This is a genomic window from Microbacterium marinilacus (genome assembly GCF_019753765.1).
In the GTDB taxonomy this organism is placed as follows: domain Bacteria; phylum Actinomycetota; class Actinomycetes; order Actinomycetales; family Microbacteriaceae; genus Microbacterium; species Microbacterium marinilacus.
In genome coordinates, this window is sequence record NZ_JAIJZW010000003.1 from 107,475 (window position 1) to 125,904 (window position 18,430).

Sequence of the window (18,430 nt, forward strand, 5' to 3'; positions counted from 1 at the left end):
GGCCCGCTCAGATCCAGCCGCGCCGGCGGGCCTCCAGAACGGCCTGCTGCCGCGTGTCCAGGTGCAGCTTGCCGAGGATGGACGACACGTGGTTGCGCACGGTGCCGGGCGACAGGTGCAGCGACGCCGCGATCCGGACCGTGGTCTCACCGTGTGCGCCCGCCCGCAGCACGGCGAGCTCGCGGTCGGTGAGCGGGCTGCGCTCGTCCGACAGCGCGTCGGCCGCGATCTCCGGGTCGACGTAGCGCTGCCCCGCCGCCACCCGGCGGATGACCTCGGCGACGTCCTGCGCGCGACGCGACTTCGGCATGAAGCCCTGCACCCCCGCGGCGAGAGCGCGTCGCAGCACGCCCGGCCGCGCATGCCGCGTGACCGCGACCACGCGCGTGGGGACGGTGCGGCGCAGCCGCTCGGCGGCGTCGATGCCGTCGAGCCCGGGCATCTCCACGTCGAAGAGGCAGACGTCCGGCGTCAGGCGCGTGGCCTCGGCCACCGCCTGCTCGCCGTCGGCGCACTCCGCCACGATCTCGATGTCGGGCTCGAGACGCAGCAGCGCCGCGAGCGCGGTGCGGATCATCTCCTCGTCGTCGGCGATCAGCACGCGGATCATGCGAGCGCTCCCTGCGCCTGCCCGTGCGGCACCTCGGCGACGAGCTCGAACGTTCTGCCGCGGGCGGCCGCGCGCAGGCTGCCGCCCGCCTGAGCGACGCGCTCGGCCATCCCGCTCAGCCCTGAGCCGCTCGCCTCGGACCCGGCCGCCGCACCGCTCTCCGCCGCACCGCTCTCCGCTGCGCCGGCGTCCGCCGGGACGTCGTTCAGCGCCCGGAACAGCCAGGCGCCCTGGCGGTCGCCACGATCCAGTGAGAGCGTGGCCGAACGGCCGCCCCCGTGCTTGAGGATGTTGGTCGTGCTCTCGCGTACCACCGGGCCCAGCACCTCCTGCGGCGCGTCCGCGGCGTCCGGCGAGACGCGGAGCTCGACCCGCAGGCCCGCCGCGCGCAGCAGGTCGGCGGCGTTCGCGAGCTCGTCCGGCAGCGGCACGCCCCGGAAACGCGTGGCGAGCTCGCGCGTGCCGCTGCGGGCGTCGTCGACCGAGCGCTGCGCCGCCCGCAGGTGCGGCAGGGCCGCGCCGGGATCGTCGTGCAGCAGGCGCTCGGCGAGCTCGAGCTGCAGGGCGATCACCTGGAGGTGATGCCCCTGCAGGTCGTGGACGTCGCCCGCCAGCCGCAGGCGCTCCTGCGTCGCGGCCAGGCGCGCCTCCGCCGCGCGTGCGCGGTCCAGCTCGCGCACGATGTCCCACCACCACAGCATGCTGACCACGGTGAACGGCAGCACCACGGCGAACGCGAGCAGCATGAACCAGGCGGTGACCGCCTGGACGTCGTCGTCCTGCGGCGCCACCCGCCCGGCGTCGATCCAGGCGAGCGGCACGATGAGGATCGTGCAGAGCGCCGTGACGCGCGCCCGGATGCCCCGTGGCCACGGCAGCAGGCAGACGAGAACGAGCGACAGCGCGGCGAACGGCGTCAGCGCGCCCACGGCCATCGAGACGCCCCCGGCGGCCAGCGCTCCGATCGCGATCAGTCCGGCGCGGGTCCAGCCGATGCGCAGCTCGCGCAGACGCTCGGCGTGGCGGTAGGCGATGCCGAGCGCCACGAACGCGACCGTCCACACCAGCGCCGCCGCCGCGTAGGCGATCCGCGCCGGCCACGTGCCGACCGCGAGCACCGCCACGGCCCAGATGGACAGGTACATGGCGACGAACATCACGACCGAGCCGAAGGTGTACCACCACGTCGCGGCGACGCCGTGGCCCTGGACGGCGCGGGGCGCGCCCTCCGCCTGGGGTGTCATCGGCCGCACGGTCACGCTGAGAACCCTAGGCCCATGACAGAAGTCACGGGTGGGGCGCTCGATCCTCACGCTGCCCGGTGACGGGGCGGCACTGCCGGGACGACGGCCGCGGCGATCGGATGGAGATGTGCTCGCGGGCGCCGCCCGCATCGATCAAGGAGACGAACATGTCCAATCCCGTCGCAGACCTCATCCTCGGCTTCCAGGACCTGGTGAGCCAGGTCCCGGTGGTCCTGCAGCCCGTCGTGGTCGCGCTCGCGGGGGCGGTGCCGTTCATCGAGGGAGAGGGGGCCGCGGCGATCGGCATCATCGGCGGCATCCACCCCGTGCTGGCGGCGGTGTCGGCGGCCGTCGGCAACTTCGTCTGCGTGGCGCTGGTCGTCCTCCTCGGCGCGGGCGTGCGCTCGGCGATCGCCGCGCGCCGCGAGCAGCGCGCCCCCTCGCCGCGCCGCGAGAAGTTCCAGCGCGCGTTCGCCCGCTACGGCGTGCCCGGCGTGAGCCTGCTCGGCCCCCTGCTGCTGCCGACGCACTTCACGGCGGTCATGCTGGCCGGCGCCGGCGTCGCGAAGGGGCGCATCCTGATCTGGCAGGCCGCCGCCATCGTCCTGTGGACCACCGCTCTGACGCTCATCATCACCGGCGTGATCCGGGTCGCCGCGGGCTGAGCGCGAGCATCCCGGCGACTGCGCGGACCCGTATGGTGAGGGCGTGAGCGCCGTGCAGAGCCCGTACGAACGGGCGCTGGGTGCGCGGCTCGCGCTCCTGCACCCGGTGCTGCAGAGCTACTTCCGGGCCGTTCCCGCCGGATCGGTCGGCGTCGGCGAGGGCGTCTTCCGCGTCGCCGGCACGCGCAACCGTCTGCTGCGGCCGCTGCTGCGCGTCTTCGAGCGCGACGGGGTCGCGTTCGCGGGGTGGGAGCGCGACGTGCCGTTCCGCGTCGAGAACCGCACGGCCGGCGGGCGCACGGCGGCGCGACGGGAGTTCCGCCTGACCGGCCGCACGTGGACCATGACCGATGCGGTGGGGCTCTCCCCACGTGGCGCCCTCGTGGACACGCTCGGCCGAAGCGGGGCGGTGGCCGCGCGGTTCCGCGTCGACGTCGTGGACGGCGCGCTCGTGCTGACGAGCGAGCGGGTCGGCGTGCGCTTCGGGGGCCTGCGGCTGCGGATCCCGCGCCCGATCTCGCCGCGCATCCGGCTCGTCGAGCGGTTCGACGGCGTGCAGCACGTGGACGTCGAGATCGAGATGCCCGTGATCGGCCGGGTGTACGAATACTCGGGCTCGTTCACCTACGAGGTGCTTCCACTGGACGAGAGCTGAGGCGCCTGTATTCCCACTGAGTGGGAGAAACTCGGGATCCGGCGAAAACGCGGTGTCAGCCTGGGGGCACCCGAATCGTCGAAGGAGACGTCATGACCGACACCGCGTCCCAGGCGGCTGCGCCGGAGTCGCTGCTGCGTTCCGCGGACTTCCCTCCCCAGTCGCAGATCACGGCCGAGATCCAGGAGCGCCACGCGGAGGCGGCGGCGCAGGTCGCGGCGGGGGAGACGCTGAACAGGTCGCTGCGCGACTTCGCGCCGTACCGCTCGAGCCTGCTGCGCCACCCCACGAAGAACCCGCGACTGGTCGACCCCGAGACGATCGAGCTGTTCTCGCCCGCCTTCGGCCAGCGCGACGTCGCGGCCATCGAGTCGGACCTCACGTTGCAGCACCGCGGCGAGCCCCAGGGCGAGCGCATCACCGTCACCGGGCGCCTGCTCGACAGCTGGGGCCGTCCCGTCCGCAACCAGCTGATCGAGGTGTGGCAGGCCAACGCCGCCGGTCGCTACATCCACCAGCGCGACCAGCACCCGGCCCCCCTCGACCCCCACTTCACCGGCGCCGGCCGCACCGTCACCGACGACGAGGGCACGTACCACTTCACGACCATCAAGCCCGGGCCGTACCCGTGGAAGAACCACCTCAACGCCTGGCGGCCCGCGCACATCCACTTCTCGGTGTTCGGCTCGGGCTTCACGCAGCGGATCATCACGCAGATGTACTTCCCGGGCGACCCCCTGTTCGCGCTCGACCCGATCTACAACACGATCCACGACCAGAAGGACCGCGACCGCCTGATCGCGACGTACGACCACGACCTGACCGTGCCGGAGTTCTCGATGGGCTACCGCTGGGACATCGTCGTCGACGGCCCCGACGCCACCTGGTTCGAGCCCGAGCCGGACTCTCACGGAAACGGAGCGGAGCACTGATCATGTCGCGCGAGAGGATCCTCGAGCCCACCGCGGGCCAGACCATCGGGCCGTTCTTCAAGTTCGGCCTGGAGTACGACCGGATGAGCGAGGTCGCCTTCCCGCACAGCCCGGGCGCGATCGTGCTCTCCGGCACCGTGTACGACGGTGCGGGCGCCCCGATCCCGGACTCCGTCGTGGAGATCTTCGGCGCCGACAGCGACGGGACCGTGCCGACCGCGCGCGGCTCGCTGCACCGTGACGGCCACACGTTCACCGGATTCGGCCGCACGATGACGACCGACGACGGCGTCTACCACTTCTGGACCCGCGACCCCGGCCCCGTCGAGGGCCCCGACGGGAGGACGGGCGCGCCGTTCATCGCGGCCGTCATCTACGCCCGCGGCCTGCCGGACAAGCTGCACACGCGCATCTACCTGCCCGAGCACGAGGACCTGCGCGCCGCCGACCCGTTCCTGAGCGGTCTGACCGAGGAGGAGCGCGCGTCGCTCATCGCGACACGCACGCCGGAGGGGTACCTTCGCCACGACATCCACCTGCAGGGCGACAAGGAGACTGCCTTCATTGCATTCCGATAGGAGCGCGTCGCCGTCCGACGCATCCTCGTTCGACGACGGGCTCATCTCGCCCGTCACCGCCGGGCACGAGGCCGCGGTCGCGGACCGCGCGCTGCTCGAGGCGCTCGTCGCCACGGAGCGGGCGCTGATCGAGGCGTACGCGGCCGTCGGCGCGTTCGACCAGCTGCCCCCGGCCCAGCGGACCGCCGTGCTGGACGAGGCCCGCGAGCTGCGCGCGGACGACGTGCGCGGCATCGCCCTCGACGGCGTGGCGGGCGGCAACCCCGTCATCCCGCTCGTGAAGCGCCTGCGCGCGGACGCCGGGCTGATCGTGCGCCCGTGGGTGCATCGCGGGGCGACGAGCCAGGACATCCTCGACACGGCGCTGATGGTGGTGGCGAAGGCCGCGGCCGGCACGGTGATCGGGCGGCTCGACGAGACGCTCGACGCCCTCGACCGCTTCGCGCGCGGACACCGCGACCAGGTCGCCGCCGCGCGCACGCTCACCCAGCACGCCGTCCCGACCACGAGCGGCCTGCGCGCGGCGAACTGGGCACGCGCCGTCCGCCGTGCGCGCCTGCGCCTCGCAGCCGCCCGCGACGCGCTGCCCGCCCAGCTCGGCGGCGCCGGCGGCACGCTCGCGTCCTTCGTCGAGCTGATCGGCGAGGACCGGGCGTCGCGCCTGCCCGCGGCGCTCGCGGAGGCGACGGGGCTCGCCGCCCCCGACGCGCCCTGGCACACCGCGCGCTGGCCCGTGACCGAGCTCGGCGACGCCCTCGTGCAGGCGCTCGACGCCCTCGGCGTCCTCGCCGCGGACGTCGCCACGCTCTCCCGCACCGAGATCGGCGAGCTCGCGGAGGCGACGGGCGGCGGGTCGTCGGCGATGCCGCAGAAGCAGAACCCCGCGCGGTCGGTGCTGATCCGGTCGGCGGCGCTGCGCGCGCCCCATCTCGCCGCGACGCTGCACACCGCCGCGGCGCTGGCGGTCGACGAGCGCCCCGACGGCGCGTGGCACGTCGAGTGGCCCACGCTGCGCGAGCTGCTGCGCCTCGCGCTCGGCGCCGCCGCGCACGCCGCGGACCTCGCCGAGGGCCTGCGCGCCGACTCCGCGGCGGCGGCGCGCAACCTCGACGCGACCCGGGGGCTGATCGTCTCGGAGAGGCTCTCGATCGTGCTGGGGCCGATCCTCGGTGCCGACAAGGTCGCCGAGATCGTCCGGAGCGCGGGCCTCGGCGGCGACCTCGGCCTGCTCGTGCACAACGCGCTCGCGGCCGCCAACACCGCGGTGCCCGCGGGCATCGACGACCTGCTCGACCCGGCCGCCTACACAGGCCTCGCCGGTCGCCTCGTGGACGGCGACCTCGGCGACGCGCCGCACGTGGAGATCGTCGATCCGACCGCGCCCGCCGCCGACGAGCGGCCGGGGCCGTACGATCCGTTCGACGACGGCTCGCGCCTTCCCGAGCCCGCGCCGCGCCGCGCCGGCTTCGACCCCTTCGGCGATCCGTTCCAGGCGGATCCGCCCCGCACCCCGGCCTCCCGCCGAGAGGACGACCGATGACGCAGCCCGCCCTCACGTTCACCGCCCCGGTCGGGGCCGACGGCGCGCCCCTGCTGGTGCTCGGCCCGTCGCTCGGCACGTCGAGCATCCTTTGGGAGGACGTGGTGCCGCTCCTCGCGGGATCCTTCCGCGTCGCGTCCTGGGACCTGCCGGGGCACGGCGCGTCGGCTCCGGCGACGGCGGCGTTCACGATCGGCGAGCTGGCCGACGCGGTCGCCGAGGGCATCCGCGAGCTGGGCGCACCGGCCCTGTACGCCGGCGTCTCGCTGGGCGGCGCGACCGGGCTCGAGCTGCTGCTGCGCCATCCGGAGGTCGTCGCTCGGGCCGCCATCGTCTGCGCGTCGCCGAGGTTCGGCGACCCGGAGGCCTGGTCGCAGCGGGCCGCACAGGTGCGCACCCAGGGCACCGGTTCGCTCATCGTCGGGTCGGCGCAGCGCTGGTTCGCCCCCGGATCCATCGAGCGACGTCCCGTGCTGACCGGCCGCCTGCTGCACACCCTGCGCGACGCCGACGACGCCAGCTACGCGCTGTGCTGCGACGCCCTCGCGCGGTACGACGTGACCGCGCGCCTCGGCGAGATCGCGACGCCGCTGCTGGCGGTGTACGGCGAGCACGACGGGGTCTCGCCCGAGGAGCACGCCCGCGCGATCGCCGACGGCGTGCGCGACGGACGCCTCGCGCGCATCGACGACGCGTCGCACCTCGCGCCCGCCGAGCGCCCGGACGAGGTCGCGGCGGTGCTGCGCGACTTCTTCGGGGGTGCGCGATGAGCCGTCCGCAGGGCTCCGGGCTCTCCGACGAGGAGCGCTACGACCAGGGCATGGCGGTGCGCCGCGAGGTGCTGTCCGCCGAGCACGTCGACCGCGCGACCGCGAACCAGACCGAGCTGAGCGCCGACTTCCAGGACTTCATCACCCGCGTCGCCTGGGGCGACGTCTGGTCGCGTCCCGGGCTCGACCGTCGCGCACGCTCGGTCGCCGTGCTGTCGTCGCTGATCGCCCACGGACACCACGAGGAGCTCGCGATGCACCTGCGGGCCGCGATCCGCAACGGCCTGACGGTCGACGAGATCCGCGAGGTCATCCTGCAGTCGGCGATCTACTCCGGCGTCCCGGCGGCCAACACCGCCTTCCGCATCGCCAACGAGGTCTTCGGCGACGACGCCTGAGCGCGCGGGCCGCGGTCGCGGCCCCTGCTCGTCCGCCTTCCGCCGCCCGCCCCGTCGGGGATGTCCACGCCGTAGGAGCGGACGCGCGGGATCGCTCCTACGGGGTGGATCTCTCCGATTCCGTGGTGGTGCGCGTCGAGGAGGCCCGGATCAGGCGATGGGCGGGACGGTGGCCCAGGCGGCCCGTTCGTCCGCCGTGGGGGCCACCGGGATGCGGCCCGCGCCGTCGGGCTCCGGGACGGCCGCGAGCAGCGCGCGGGTGTACGGATGCCGCGGGGCGCGCCAGAGCTCGGCCGTGTCGCCGTGCTCGAGCACCGCGCCCGCGTACATCACGTGCGTGCGGTGGGCGATGCGGCGCACCACGGCGAGGTCGTGCGAGATGAAGAGCATGCCGGCCCCCAGCTCGGCCACGAGGTCGCGCATCAGGCGGGCGACGCTCGACTGCGTGGACGCATCGAGCGCGGAGATCGGCTCGTCGGCGACCAGCAGGCGCGGCCGCGCCGCGAGGGCGCGGGCGATCGCGACGCGCTGCTTCTGCCCGCCCGAGAGCTGGTGCGGCCAGCGGGACACCCAGGCGGGGTCGAGGCCGACGCGCTCCAGCCACTCCGCCGGCCGCGACGCCTGCGCGCCGCGCGCCGCGGCGGCGCGCACCCCGTCCGCGATCTGATCGCCGACGCGACGTCGCGGGTTGAGCGAGGTCGACGGGTCCTGGAACACCATCTGGATGCCCGTCAGCTGCGGCGCCCGGCGACGCAGGCCGAGCCGCGCGACCGGCCGGCCGTCGAAGAGCACGGACCCCTCGGCGGCGCGCTCGATGCCGACCACCGCGCGGGCGAAGCTCGACTTGCCGCTGCCGCTCTCGCCCACCAGCGCGACGGTCTCGCCCGGCGCGACCCGCAGCGACACCCCGTCGACGCCGACGACGGGCGGCGACCCGGGGTAGCGCACCACCACGTCCCGTGCGTCCAGCACGAACTCACTCATCTGCGACGTCCTCCTCCCGCAGCGCCGCGCCCGGGAGGGCGGCGAGCAGCCGGCGCGTGTACGGATCGCTGGGGTGCGCGAAGAGCGTCGCGCGGTCGGCCGCCTCGACGATCCTGCCGTCGCGCATCACCGCGATGTCGTCGGCGATCGCGCTCATCACCCCCAGGTCGTGGGTGACGAGCAGCACCGCCAGCTGGCGCTCGACGGTCAGGTCGCGCAGCAGCCCGAGGATGCCCGCCTGCACCGTGACGTCGAGCGCCGTGGTCGGCTCGTCGGCGAGCAGCACGTCCGGGTCGCACGCGAGGGCGCACGCGATCGCGATGCGCTGGCGCTGACCGCCCGAGAACTGGTGCGGGTAGCGGCCCAGCGACTCCTCGGCCCGCGGCACCTGCACGCGCTCCAGCAGCTCGATCGCGCGCGTGCGCGCCGCCCGCCGGTCGAGTCCGAGGTGCGTGCGGACGTGATCGGTCAGCTGCTGCTCGATGGTCAGCTGCGGGTGCAGCGACGCCGACGGATCCTGGAACACCATGGCGATCCGCGATCCCCGCACCCGGTTCAGCTGCCGGCGCGTCATGCCGAGCAGCTCCTGCCCCTCGAGGGTGACCGAGCCGCCGGTGCGGGCCTGGCGCGGGAGCAGGCCGAGCACCGCGAGCGAGGTCAGCGTCTTGCCCGAGCCCGACTCGCCCGCGAGGCCCTGCACGCGGCCCGCCTCGAGCTCGAGCGAGACGCCGTGCACGAGCGGACGGCCGATCTCGATCGTCAGATCGCGGATGCTCAGCACGCTCATGCGACCGCCTCCGTCTTCGGCTCGGCGCCGCGCTCGGACTGCTTGTCGTGCACGATCTCGGCGGTCGGGTCGAGGATGTCCCGCAGCGCGTCGCCCAGGAAGTTGAACGCCATGACGACCGTCAGGATCGCCAGGCCGGGGAAGACCCCCAGCCACCACGCGTCGAAGTTCTGGATCGCCGCGGAGATCATCGACCCCCACTCCGCCGTCGGCGGCTGTGCGCCCAGCCCGAGGAAAGACAGCCCGGACAGCAGCAGGATCGCGGCGCCCAGGTCGAGGGTCGCCAGCACCAGCATGGGGCCGGCGATGTTCGGCAGGATGTCGATCGCGAGGCTGCGCAGCGGCGAGTGCCCGAGCAGGCGGCCGGCCACGACGTAGTTCTGCGAGCGCAGGCCCAGCACGAGGCTCCTCGTGACGCGCGCGTACTGCGGCCACGAGACCACGATCGCCGCGATCACGGCGTTGAACAGCGACGGGCCGAGCGACGCGGCGACCACCATCGCGAGGATCACGGTCGGGAACGCCATCACCAGGTCGGTGATGCGCATCAGCGTCTCGTCGACCCACCGGCCGAAGTAGCCGGCCACGGCGCCGACGACGGTTCCGACCACCATCGCGGCGGCGACCAGCATGAGCGCCAGCGGGATCGTCACGGTGGCGCCGGCCATCAGCCGCGAGAAGACGTCGCGGCCCGTGCCGTCGGTGCCGAGCAGCGTCTCGCCGCCGGGCGGCTGCAGGCGCGGCAGGCCCTGCGCGATCGGGTCGAACGGCACCCACCACTGCGCGGTGAACGCCACCACCACCCAGGCGGCGGCGATCACGGTGCCGATGACGCCGAGCGGGGTGCGCCAGGCGCGCGGCCAGCGGAAGCGGAACCTCATGCGAGCCTCACCCTCGGGTCGAGCACGCCGTAGAGCAGGTCGACGACGAAGTTGATGACGAGGTAGATCACGCCGACGACGAGGCCGACGCCCATCACCCCGGGCAGGTCGAGGTTCGCGGCCGAGTTGTAGGCGTAGGTGCCGAGACCCGGCCAGGCGAAGACCGACTCGACCAGCACCGTGCCGGACAGCAGCGACCCGAAGGCCACGCCCACCACCGTGAGGATCGGCAGCGAGGCGCCGCGCAGCACGTAGCCGAGCACGATGCGCGCGCCCCCGAGGCCCTTGGCGCGCGCCGCGCGCACGTAGTCGCTCGACAGCACCTCCAGCACGGACGTGCGGATGAAGCGCGTCAGCAGGCCGACCGTGACGAGCGACAGCACCAGCACCGGCAGCGCGAGGTGCGCGAGCGCGTCCATCAGTCCCACGCCGTCGCCGTCCAGGATGTAGTCGACCGTGTACAGCCCCGTGACCGTCGGCGGCGGGGTGATGGTCGCCGAGGTGCGGCCCGATCCGGGCGCGATGCGCAGCTGCAGGAAGAACACGTAGTAGCTCACCAGCGCGAGCCAGAACGTGGGGACGCTGAGGCCCACGAGGGTGACGACGCGCACGACCTGGTCGGCGACGAGGCCGCGCCGGTAGGCCGCGAGCGTGCCGAGGACGATGCTCACGACGAGGCTCAGGACGATCGCCGCGACCGCGATCTCGATCGTCGCCGGGACGGCCGACTGCAGGTCGGTGGTCACGGCGCGTCCGGTCACCAGGGAGCGGCCCAGGTCGCCGCGCAGCAGGCCCGACATGTACAGGAAGTACTGCACGATCAGGGGCTGGTCGAGTCCCCGCTCGCGGATGAACGCCTCTCGCGTCGCCGGGTTCTGCGAGGCGCCCTCGCCGAGCGCCGCCGAGACGGGGTCGCCCGGCACCAGGTTGGTGAGGAGGAACGTCACGACCGTGACGCCGATCAGCAGCAGCACCGAGGTGCCGAGACGGCGCAGCAGGTACCCGGCGAGGGGAGACCTCGCCGGGCGCCTGCGGGTGGGAGTGGCTGTCACCGCGGAGGATCAGCCCGCGGGGGCGATCTCGGCCAGGTCCACGTCCCAGACCGAGTTGTAGACCGCGCCGGTGACCTCGTCCGAGGTGGCGATGTTGCGGCCGGGCACGATGAGCGGCACGAACGGGCCGCGCTCCTGCATCGCCTCGGCGAACTCCGTGAACGTGGTGGCCCGCTCGTCCGTGTCGGTCGCGCTCGCCGCCTGGGCGGCGAGGTCGGCGATCTCGGTGTCGGCGTCGGCGTCCCAGCCGCTGCGCAGGCCCACCTTCAGGCCCGGGGCGAACGGCAGGAAGTTCGCCGAGTCCGCGTAGTCGGGGCCCCAGAACCAGAGGCCGAACGCCTCGGTCCCGCCGACGTACGCGTCGAGCTCGGTGGCGAACGGGGCGGGCGCGAGCTCCACCGTGAGGCCGATCTCGGCGAGCTGCGCCTGGATCCGCTCGGCGAGCGGGGTGAACTCCACGCCGCCGACCGGGTAGTCGTTCGGGAACTGCAGGCGCAGGGTCTGGCCGTCGTAGCCCGACTCGGCCAGGGCGGCCTCCGCGCGCTCCGTGTCGCGCTCGACGCCCTCGGACAGCGCGCCCTCGAAGCCGGCGGGGATGACGCCGGTCGCCTGCGTGGCGCCCGCGCCGGCGAGCTCGAGCAGCGCGTCGTAGTCGAGCCCGTAGCGCACGGCCTCCGCCAGCTCGACGTTCGCGAGGTCGCCGGCGACGTCGGACGACTGGTTCAGCAGCAGGAAGATCGTCTGTCCCGACGGCACGGAGTCGACCGTGAAGCCGTGGGCGAGTCCGGCGACCTGGTCGCCGTTGAGGTCCATGGCCACCATGGTGTCGCCGCCCTGCAGGTTGATCAGCTGCGTGGCGCTCTCGGTGACGTTGCGGATCACCACGCGGTCATAGGCGGCTTCCTCCTCGCCGCTGTACTCGGGGTTCTTCGTCAGCACGATCTGCGAGGTCAGGTCGAGGGTGTCGAGCACGAACGGGCCCGAGCCGGCCGACTCGCCGTCGAGGAACTCCTGCGCCGTGTCGGCGCCGTCGGTCGCTCCGCCGTTCTCCTGCACGACCTCGGCGTTGACGATGCCGAGCGCGGGGTTGGCGAGGATAGCGGGCAGCTGGAGCAGCGGGGTCTCGGTCGTGAAGCGGACGGTCGTGTCGTCGACCTTCTCGATCGTCACGCCGGCGAGCAGGAAGTTCGGCTTGGCCTCGGCCATGCCCTGGATGCGCTGCAGCGAGAAGACCACGTCGTCGGCGTCGACGGCGCTGCCGTCGGAGAAGACGCGGCCGTCCTCGAGCGTGAACGTGAACTCGGTGGCGTCGTCGTTCTGCTCCCACGTCGCGAGGCCGGGAACGGGCGTGGTGACGTCGGAGCCCTCGAAGTCCACGAGCGTCTCGTAGAGCGCCTTGGCGAGCATGTTACCCGTGGGGTCGTAGGTGTGGCCGGGGTCGGCCGTCTCGATCGAGAACGCGGTGTCGACGACCAGCGTGCCGCCGGCGCTCGACGACGCATCGTCGCTCGGGGCGGCCGAGTTGCCGCCGGAGCAGCCGGCAAGGGTCAGGGTCAGGGCGGCGATGGCGCCGAGGGCGATCGCCGCTGTGCGGTTTCGGGTGTGCACAGGTGCCTCCTGGGGGCGAAGGGGGAAGGGCGTCCGAGGTGGGGAACATGGACGACGGTGATTCAGATTGACACGCTCGCGGACTTTCTGTCCAACGTGGTAGGCAGTGGACGAGAGATCGTCCGCGGTGAAGGGGCTTGGTTCGACAATATGTCTACACAACGAGTGCGAGGTGCGTCTCCGGCTGGACAAAGTGCGCCGTCCGTCGACGAGGTCGGCTCGCGGATCCTCGACGTGCTGCGCGACGACGGGCGGATCCCGATCGCCGCGCTCGCCGAGAGGATCGGGATCTCGCGCGCCACGGCGTACTCCCGCGTGGAGGCCCTGCTGCAGGACGGCGTGATCACCGGCTTCTCGGCCCGCGTCGATCCGGCGAAGGTGGGGCTGTCGATCTGCGCCCTCGTGTTCGTCACCGTGCACCCGCAGTCGTGGGCGTCGTTCCGGGAGGCGCTCGTGGAGATGGCGGAGGTCGAGTACTGCGCGGTGACCACCGGCGAGCACGACGCGATGCTGCTGATCCGCGCGACGGACGTCGGCGGCGTGCACGACTTCGCCACGGGCGTCGTGGCCGGGCTGCCCGAGGTCAAGGCGGTCGTCAGCGTCGTCGTGCTCGACGAGGTGGTGCGCCGGCCGTACGTGCTGCCCGCCGACCTGCCGGAGCGCCCGAGCGTCGCGCGGCTCGGGATGACCCGGTGGACGCGCGCCGCCGAGGGACGCGACGCGCTGCCCGACCGCGGCTGAGAGATGCAGGGCGTTCCACGGCTCGAAGCAGACGACGACCACTACTGAGCATCGGCGCTGTCCTCGATGCACGTGATCACGGCCGTCTTGATGTCGACCGCTTCGTCTGAATCGTGGTTGATCAACAGGCTTCGCATTCCTGCGGAACGGGCGCCGCGGACATCATGCTCAGCACTATCGCCGATGAAAAGGCACTCGGCGACGTGGACATCCAGGTCCTTCGCCAGCGTGAGGAAGGCGCGTTCATCCGGCTTTTGGAACCCGATGCGTTCGGAGATGCAGATCACGTCGAATGCGTGCTCGAGACCGGTGCGAGCGAGCTTGTCGAGCTGCTGCTCCTCGGCCCCATTGGTGAGAAGGCCTAGACGGTATCCCCGTTCCCGAAGTTCATGCAGCAGGGCCGAACTGCCTGGAAACGCTCGCCAGGCCGATCGGTACAAGCGGAGGTAACGCTCGAAGAGCGAATCCACGTCGTCGTCGCTCGAGGGAAGTCGGTAACCAAGCGACGGGAGCACGGTGCGGAGACGTTGCCGTCGCTGATCGCGGAAGCTGATCTCTCCGGAACGCCAACGCTCGAACTGCGCGGCTTCGGCATCGAACCACGCGCTGAGCAGTGCCTCCGTGGGTGCCAGGCCCAAGCTTTCAAGGAAGCGGGTTGCCCCCACTCGGGCAGAGCCGTGGTGATCGAACAGGGTGCCGTCCAGGTCGAAGCACACGGCCCGTAAGGCTCCCATCTGCCCAGACTAGAACTCGCCCCGTCGCTCAGCGGCCCTTCATGGACTCGGACGACGAGCGCATCGAGGAATCGGTGGCTGGTGTCCCGGCCGCGTCGACGGCGCTAGCCAGCCGGGATCAGGCCGCGGGGACCTCGACGCAGACGCTGAGCTGCGGCGCTCCGTGCATCTCGTAGTGCTCGATCAGGCGCAGCACGCCGTCCTCGCTGACGACATCGCTCTCGCCCTCTCCCGTGACGACCGAGCCGTCGGCGACGAGCACGTGACCGAACCGGACGTGGATCCGGTCCCCTTCGCGCGAGCCCACGAAGCGGCCGATGGTCACGGTGTCGCCCGTGTACTCGCCCCACAGCAGGCCGTCGCGCTCGTGGTAGGTGAACACGCTCGGGGCGTCGGGGTCGACGGTCGAGGTGGTGGAGGAGACCATCTTGAAGACGCGGCCGTCGAGGGAGGGCAGAGAGGGGGAGTGCAGAGCGGGGGAGACCATGCCTGCGATTATGTCGTGCGCGCGGCGGCGCCCGCCCGCGGCCCCGCCCGCCCCCGGCCGTCGTGAGGCGCTCACGGTGCGCCCGCGCCGTAGGAGACATCCACGCCGTAGGAGCGGATGGGCGGGATGGGTCCTACGGCGTGGATCTCTCCGATTCCGGGGCGCCGGGGGTGTCGCCCGCCGGTGCCCGGGCGGCGGTGGGCGGGGTCGTCCGCAGCGGTCGTCGCCGTCACAGGGAGATCGCGCGGTCGCCCGCCCGCCGGTCGTCGGCGCGGTGCGAGACGAGCAGCACGACGCGGTCGGACGTCGCGCGACGGATGTCGGACATCATGGCGGCCGCGGTGGGGGCGTCGAGGTGCGCCGTCGGCTCGTCCAAGAGGATGACCTCGGCCTGGGTGAGCAGGGCACGGGCGATGGCGAGGCGCTGACGCTCGCCTCCCGAGAGGGCGGAGCCGCCCGGACCGACGCGGGTGTCGAGCCCGTCCGGCAGCCGGCTCAGCAGCGGTCCGAGACCCGCCCGACGCAGCACGGCGGACATCTCCTCGTCGCCGGGCGCGTCCCGACGCGACCGGGCCAGCAGCAGGTTTCCGCGCAGCGTCGAGTCGAACACGTACGCATCCTGCGGGCACCACGCCACGCGCGAGCGCCACGCGTCGGCGTCGATCTCGGTCAGCGGCACGCCGTCCACCCGCACGGCGCCGGACGCGGCGGGCAGAGCACCCATCACGACGGACAGCAGCGTGGACTTGCCCGAGCCGCTCGGGCCGGCGACCACGAGCCACTCGCCGGCGCGCGCCGTGCCCTCCACGCCGCCGAACACGTCCGTCTCCGTCCCCGGGTAGCGCGCGGCGAGCCCGTCGAGACGGAGCTCGCGGACGGGTCGCCGCGGGACGACGGCGCCGGCCTGGACGGACGGCGGGTCGGCGAGGAGCGGCGCGATGCGCGAGCGGATCTCGCGGAGCGCCGGGAGGCGGTGCGCGGCGGCGACGAGGTCGGCCAACGGCTCGAGCGCGGCGAGCGCCAGCAGGGCGATGACGCAGGCGAGCTCGGCGCGCGACCCGGGCGCGAGCACGGGCACCGCCACGGCCAGCAGCGTGGTCGCGAGCACGACGACCGCCGTGCCGAGGCCCGCCGCCCAGGCCACGCGACGCTCGGCCAGTGCCAGGCGGGTGTCGGCCTCCGCCAGCGTGTCCAGCGCGCGGTCGGCCACGCCGTTGCCGCGCAGATCCGCGGCGGCAGCGCTGAGCGCCGCGGTGCCGCGCACGATCGCCGAGCGGTTGGAGACACGCGCGTGCTGCGCGCCGCGGCCCGTGGCGATCGCGAGCGCGGCGGCCGCGCCGGTGGCGACGACCAGCGTCGCGAGGACCTGCCACGCGATGGCCGGCAGCACCAGGGCGGTCGTGAGGCCGATGCCGAGGACGGACAGCACGCCGACGACGAGCGGCGGGATCACGCGGGGCAGCAGGTCGCGCAGGCCGTCTGCCAGCACCACCAGGTAGTCGACCGGCGACCCGCCCTCGAGCAGCCGGCGCGACCCGGCGCCGCGGGCGGCGATGGCCCGCCACATCCGCAGGCGCAGCGCGTCGACCACCCGGAACGCCGCCTCGTGCGTGAACAGCCGTTCGGCGTATCGGGCGACCGATCGTCCGATGCCGAAGAACCGCACGCCGACGATCGCGACGAGCAGGTACATGATGTACTCCTCGACGCTCGCACGAACGATCAGCCACCCCGAGACGGCGCTCAGGGAGAGCCCCAGGCCGACGGCGGCGAAGGCCAGGAGCACGCCGACGATCCACGGGGCGAGGGCGCTGGCGGGTTTGGGGGGTCTCGACTCGGTCGCTTCGCTCCCTCGCTCGACCAGCAGAGGTCTGGAGGGGACAGCAGGGAAGGACGCCTTGTCCTCCCCCACCCCCACCTGGTCGTCGAGCGAGCGGAGCGAGTCGAAACCCTCCACGCCTCCGGTGACCTCCACCCGCTGCTCGGCCAGGGCGAGCGTCTCCGGCTCGTGGGTGGCCAGCACGATGGTCGCCCGGTCGGCGCGGCGCCGGATCGCGGCGCGGACCCGGTCGGCGGCGGAGGGATCCAGGTGTGCGGTCGGCTCGTCGAGCACCAGGAGCGTCGCGCCCCGGTCGACGCGCGCGAGGGCGCGGGCGACCGCGAGGCGGCGCAGCTCGCCCGGGCTCAGCTCGGCGATGCTCGCCTCCGCGACGTGTGCCAGGCCGAGCTCCTCGAGCGCGGCGAGGGGCTCGGCGCCGTAGAGCGCCAGCTCGTCGCGCGGGGTGGCGGCGAAGCCGTGCGGAGCCTGGGGCGCCCAGGCCGTCGCGTCGGCGTCGGCGCCGTGCATCGTCCCCGTGACCTCCGCGTCGCCGGGCAGCGTGCCGGTGAGCGCGGCGAGCAGGGTCGACTTGCCCGACCCGCTCGGCCCCGCGATCGCGACGATCCCGGAGAGGTCGGCGTCGACGGCCTCGATGGCCGGCTCGTCCCGCCCCGCGTAGCGCACGGTCAGCCCGCGCACCGCGATCGTCCGATCCTTGGCCGCCGCTCCCGCGGACCCCGCCGACACCTGGTCCGCCGGTCCGGCCGGTCGCGCGCCGAGGATCTCGCGCACGCGCTGCAGCGCCGACAGGCCGTCCTGCGAGGCGTGGAAGGCGGTGCCGACGTCGCGCAGGACGGTGAAGCATTCGGGTGCCAGGATCAGCACCAGCAGCGCGGCCTCGAGGCCGATGCCGCCCTGCATCAGGCGCAGGCCGAGGAACACGGCGACGACGGCGACGGAGATCGTGGCGATCAGCTCGAGCGCCAGAGCCGACAGGAACGCCTGTCGCAGCGTCTGCTGGGTGCGGGACCGGTAGGAGCGCTGGATGCCGTCGAGCGCGTCCGACTGCTCGGCGACGCGGCCGAGCCCGACCAGCACGGGCAGTCCGCGGGCGAGCTCGGTCAGGTGATCGGCGAGGCGCGTCAGCGCTCCGAGCGCCTCGTCGGTGCGGGCCTGCGTGTGCCGGCCGATGAGCGCCATGAAGAACGGGATCAGCGGCACGGTGAGCACGACGATGAGCGCGCTGACCCAGTCGGCGCCGAGGATGCGCAGGCCGACGATCGCCGGCACGACGACCGCCGCGATCATGGCGGGGAGGCTGCGGACGTAGTAGTCGTCGAGGTCCTCGAGGCCGTCGGTCGCGAGGACGGCCGCGTCGCCCTCGCCGGCGGCGGACGGTCCGTGGGCGATCCGCCGCCACAGGTCGCGTCGCAGCGAGGTCTTGACCGCGATCGCGATGCGTCGCGCGACGACGTCGGAGGCCCAGCCCGCGCCCGCCCGCAGCACCGCGCCGAGCGCGCCCGGCAGCAGGATCGCGCGCGGGTCGAGCTCTCCCCGCTGCAGCCCGGAGATGCCCGCCGCGATCGCCGTCGCGACCAGCACCAGGCCGAGCGCGCGCAGCGCCGCGAGCACGCCGAGCGCGAGCAGCGCGGGCGGCCGCACCGGTCCGAGCTCGGGGCGGGTCACGGGTCGCTTCGGTCGCGCCGCCTCGATCTCCCACGGGTCGTGGCTGGGCGTGCGCGGCACATCCTCCGTCGTCGCGGCGACCCGCTCTCCCACCATGGACCTCTGCTCACTCACCATGAATCCCTGCTCGCCGTCGGCGGCGCGTCCCGGCCGGCGCGGACGGCCGCCCGGCCGGAGGGGCGCCGCCCGACCAGTATGCGTCCCGACCGGTGCGCGGTCGGTGCGCGCCCGTTCTCGGGCGTCTCGGTGCGGCTATCGC

The 18,430-nt window shown here is 73.6% G+C and carries 18 protein-coding genes; 8 read left to right on the top strand and 10 right to left on the bottom strand.

The window, feature by feature from the left end; all coding sequences use genetic code 11:
* Positions 1-7: 7 nt before the first annotated feature.
* Positions 8-610 (bottom strand): response regulator transcription factor, encoded by a 603-nt coding sequence (locus K5S26_RS06195; RefSeq protein ID WP_221857027.1) that lies wholly within the window; start codon positions 608-610, stop codon positions 8-10.
* Positions 607-1,869 (bottom strand): sensor histidine kinase, encoded by a 1,263-nt coding sequence (locus tag K5S26_RS19145; RefSeq protein ID WP_221857029.1) that lies wholly within the window; start codon positions 1,867-1,869, stop codon positions 607-609. The genes K5S26_RS06195 and K5S26_RS19145 overlap by 4 nt, the downstream gene beginning before the upstream one ends.
* 152 nt (positions 1,870-2,021) lie before the next feature.
* Here K5S26_RS19145 and K5S26_RS06205 point away from each other — a divergent pair, with 152 nt between their 5' ends.
* From K5S26_RS06205 to pcaC, 7 genes are all read left to right on the top strand, one after another.
* Positions 2,022-2,519: a small multidrug efflux protein gene (locus K5S26_RS06205; RefSeq protein WP_221857030.1), complete on the top strand. Its 498-nt coding sequence runs from the start codon at positions 2,022-2,024 to the stop codon at positions 2,517-2,519.
* Between the two features lie 43 nt (positions 2,520-2,562).
* Positions 2,563-3,174 (top strand): DUF4166 domain-containing protein, encoded by a 612-nt coding sequence (locus K5S26_RS06210; RefSeq protein WP_221857031.1) that lies wholly within the window; start codon positions 2,563-2,565, stop codon positions 3,172-3,174.
* Positions 3,175-3,266: 92 nt separating this feature from the next.
* Complete coding sequence (gene pcaH, locus K5S26_RS06215) at positions 3,267-4,106, top strand: protocatechuate 3,4-dioxygenase subunit beta (protein ID WP_221857032.1); 840 nt, start codon at positions 3,267-3,269, stop codon at positions 4,104-4,106.
* Between the two features lie 2 nt (positions 4,107-4,108).
* The gene (gene pcaG / locus K5S26_RS06220) at positions 4,109-4,684 is read left to right on the top strand and encodes a protocatechuate 3,4-dioxygenase subunit alpha (RefSeq protein WP_221857033.1); all 576 of its coding nucleotides are present in this window, start codon (positions 4,109-4,111) and stop codon (positions 4,682-4,684) included.
* Positions 4,671-6,224: a lyase family protein gene (locus K5S26_RS06225; RefSeq protein ID WP_221857034.1), complete on the top strand. Its 1,554-nt coding sequence runs from the start codon at positions 4,671-4,673 to the stop codon at positions 6,222-6,224. The genes pcaG and K5S26_RS06225 overlap by 14 nt, the downstream gene beginning before the upstream one ends.
* Positions 6,221-6,994: an alpha/beta fold hydrolase gene (locus K5S26_RS06230; RefSeq protein WP_221857035.1), complete on the top strand. Its 774-nt coding sequence runs from the start codon at positions 6,221-6,223 to the stop codon at positions 6,992-6,994. The genes K5S26_RS06225 and K5S26_RS06230 overlap by 4 nt, the downstream gene beginning before the upstream one ends.
* Positions 6,991-7,392 carry a 4-carboxymuconolactone decarboxylase gene (gene pcaC, locus K5S26_RS06235; protein ID WP_221857036.1) on the top strand — a complete coding sequence of 134 codons (402 nt, stop codon included), beginning with the start codon at positions 6,991-6,993 and terminating at the stop codon, positions 7,390-7,392. The genes K5S26_RS06230 and pcaC overlap by 4 nt, the downstream gene beginning before the upstream one ends.
* Before the next feature lie 150 nt (positions 7,393-7,542).
* Here pcaC and K5S26_RS06240 read toward each other — a convergent pair whose 3' ends face one another.
* Genes K5S26_RS06240 through K5S26_RS06260 form a run of 5 tightly spaced genes read right to left on the bottom strand, consistent with a single transcriptional unit; the run spans position 7,543 to position 12,704 of the window.
* Positions 7,543-8,376: an ABC transporter ATP-binding protein gene (locus K5S26_RS06240; protein ID WP_221857038.1), complete on the bottom strand. Its 834-nt coding sequence runs from the start codon at positions 8,374-8,376 to the stop codon at positions 7,543-7,545.
* Positions 8,369-9,163, bottom strand: coding sequence for an ABC transporter ATP-binding protein (locus K5S26_RS06245; protein WP_221857040.1), 795 nt, complete (start codon positions 9,161-9,163; stop codon positions 8,369-8,371). The genes K5S26_RS06240 and K5S26_RS06245 overlap by 8 nt, the downstream gene beginning before the upstream one ends.
* Entirely contained in the window at positions 9,160-10,044 is an 885-nt protein-coding gene (locus K5S26_RS06250) for an ABC transporter permease (RefSeq protein ID WP_221857042.1), read from the bottom strand. The genes K5S26_RS06245 and K5S26_RS06250 overlap by 4 nt, the downstream gene beginning before the upstream one ends.
* A complete protein-coding gene (locus K5S26_RS06255; RefSeq protein ID WP_221857043.1) occupies positions 10,041-11,096 on the bottom strand; it encodes an ABC transporter permease in 1,056 nt (351 codons plus the stop codon). The genes K5S26_RS06250 and K5S26_RS06255 overlap by 4 nt, the downstream gene beginning before the upstream one ends.
* A gap of 9 nt (positions 11,097-11,105) precedes the next feature.
* Positions 11,106-12,704, bottom strand: a complete 1,599-nt coding sequence (locus K5S26_RS06260; RefSeq protein ID WP_308122810.1) for an ABC transporter substrate-binding protein — start codon at positions 12,702-12,704, stop codon at positions 11,106-11,108.
* A 150-nt stretch (positions 12,705-12,854) separates the two neighbouring features.
* Between K5S26_RS06260 and K5S26_RS06265 the strand changes: the two genes are divergently transcribed.
* A complete protein-coding gene (locus tag K5S26_RS06265; protein ID WP_221857045.1) occupies positions 12,855-13,445 on the top strand; it encodes an Lrp/AsnC family transcriptional regulator in 591 nt (196 codons plus the stop codon).
* Positions 13,446-13,486: 41 nt separating this feature from the next.
* Here K5S26_RS06265 and K5S26_RS06270 read toward each other — a convergent pair whose 3' ends face one another.
* From K5S26_RS06270 to cydC, 3 genes are all read right to left on the bottom strand, one after another.
* Positions 13,487-14,161 carry an HAD family hydrolase gene (locus K5S26_RS06270; RefSeq protein ID WP_221857047.1) on the bottom strand — a complete coding sequence of 225 codons (675 nt, stop codon included), beginning with the start codon at positions 14,159-14,161 and terminating at the stop codon, positions 13,487-13,489.
* Positions 14,162-14,297: 136 nt separating this feature from the next.
* Positions 14,298-14,666, bottom strand: a complete 369-nt coding sequence (locus K5S26_RS06275; RefSeq protein ID WP_246603692.1) for an avidin-fold protein — start codon at positions 14,664-14,666, stop codon at positions 14,298-14,300.
* Positions 14,667-14,895: 229 nt separating this feature from the next.
* The gene (cydC, locus tag K5S26_RS06280; RefSeq protein ID WP_221857049.1) at positions 14,896-18,288 is read right to left on the bottom strand and encodes a thiol reductant ABC exporter subunit CydC; all 3,393 of its coding nucleotides are present in this window, start codon (positions 18,286-18,288) and stop codon (positions 14,896-14,898) included.
* Positions 18,289-18,430: the final 142 nt, after the last annotated feature.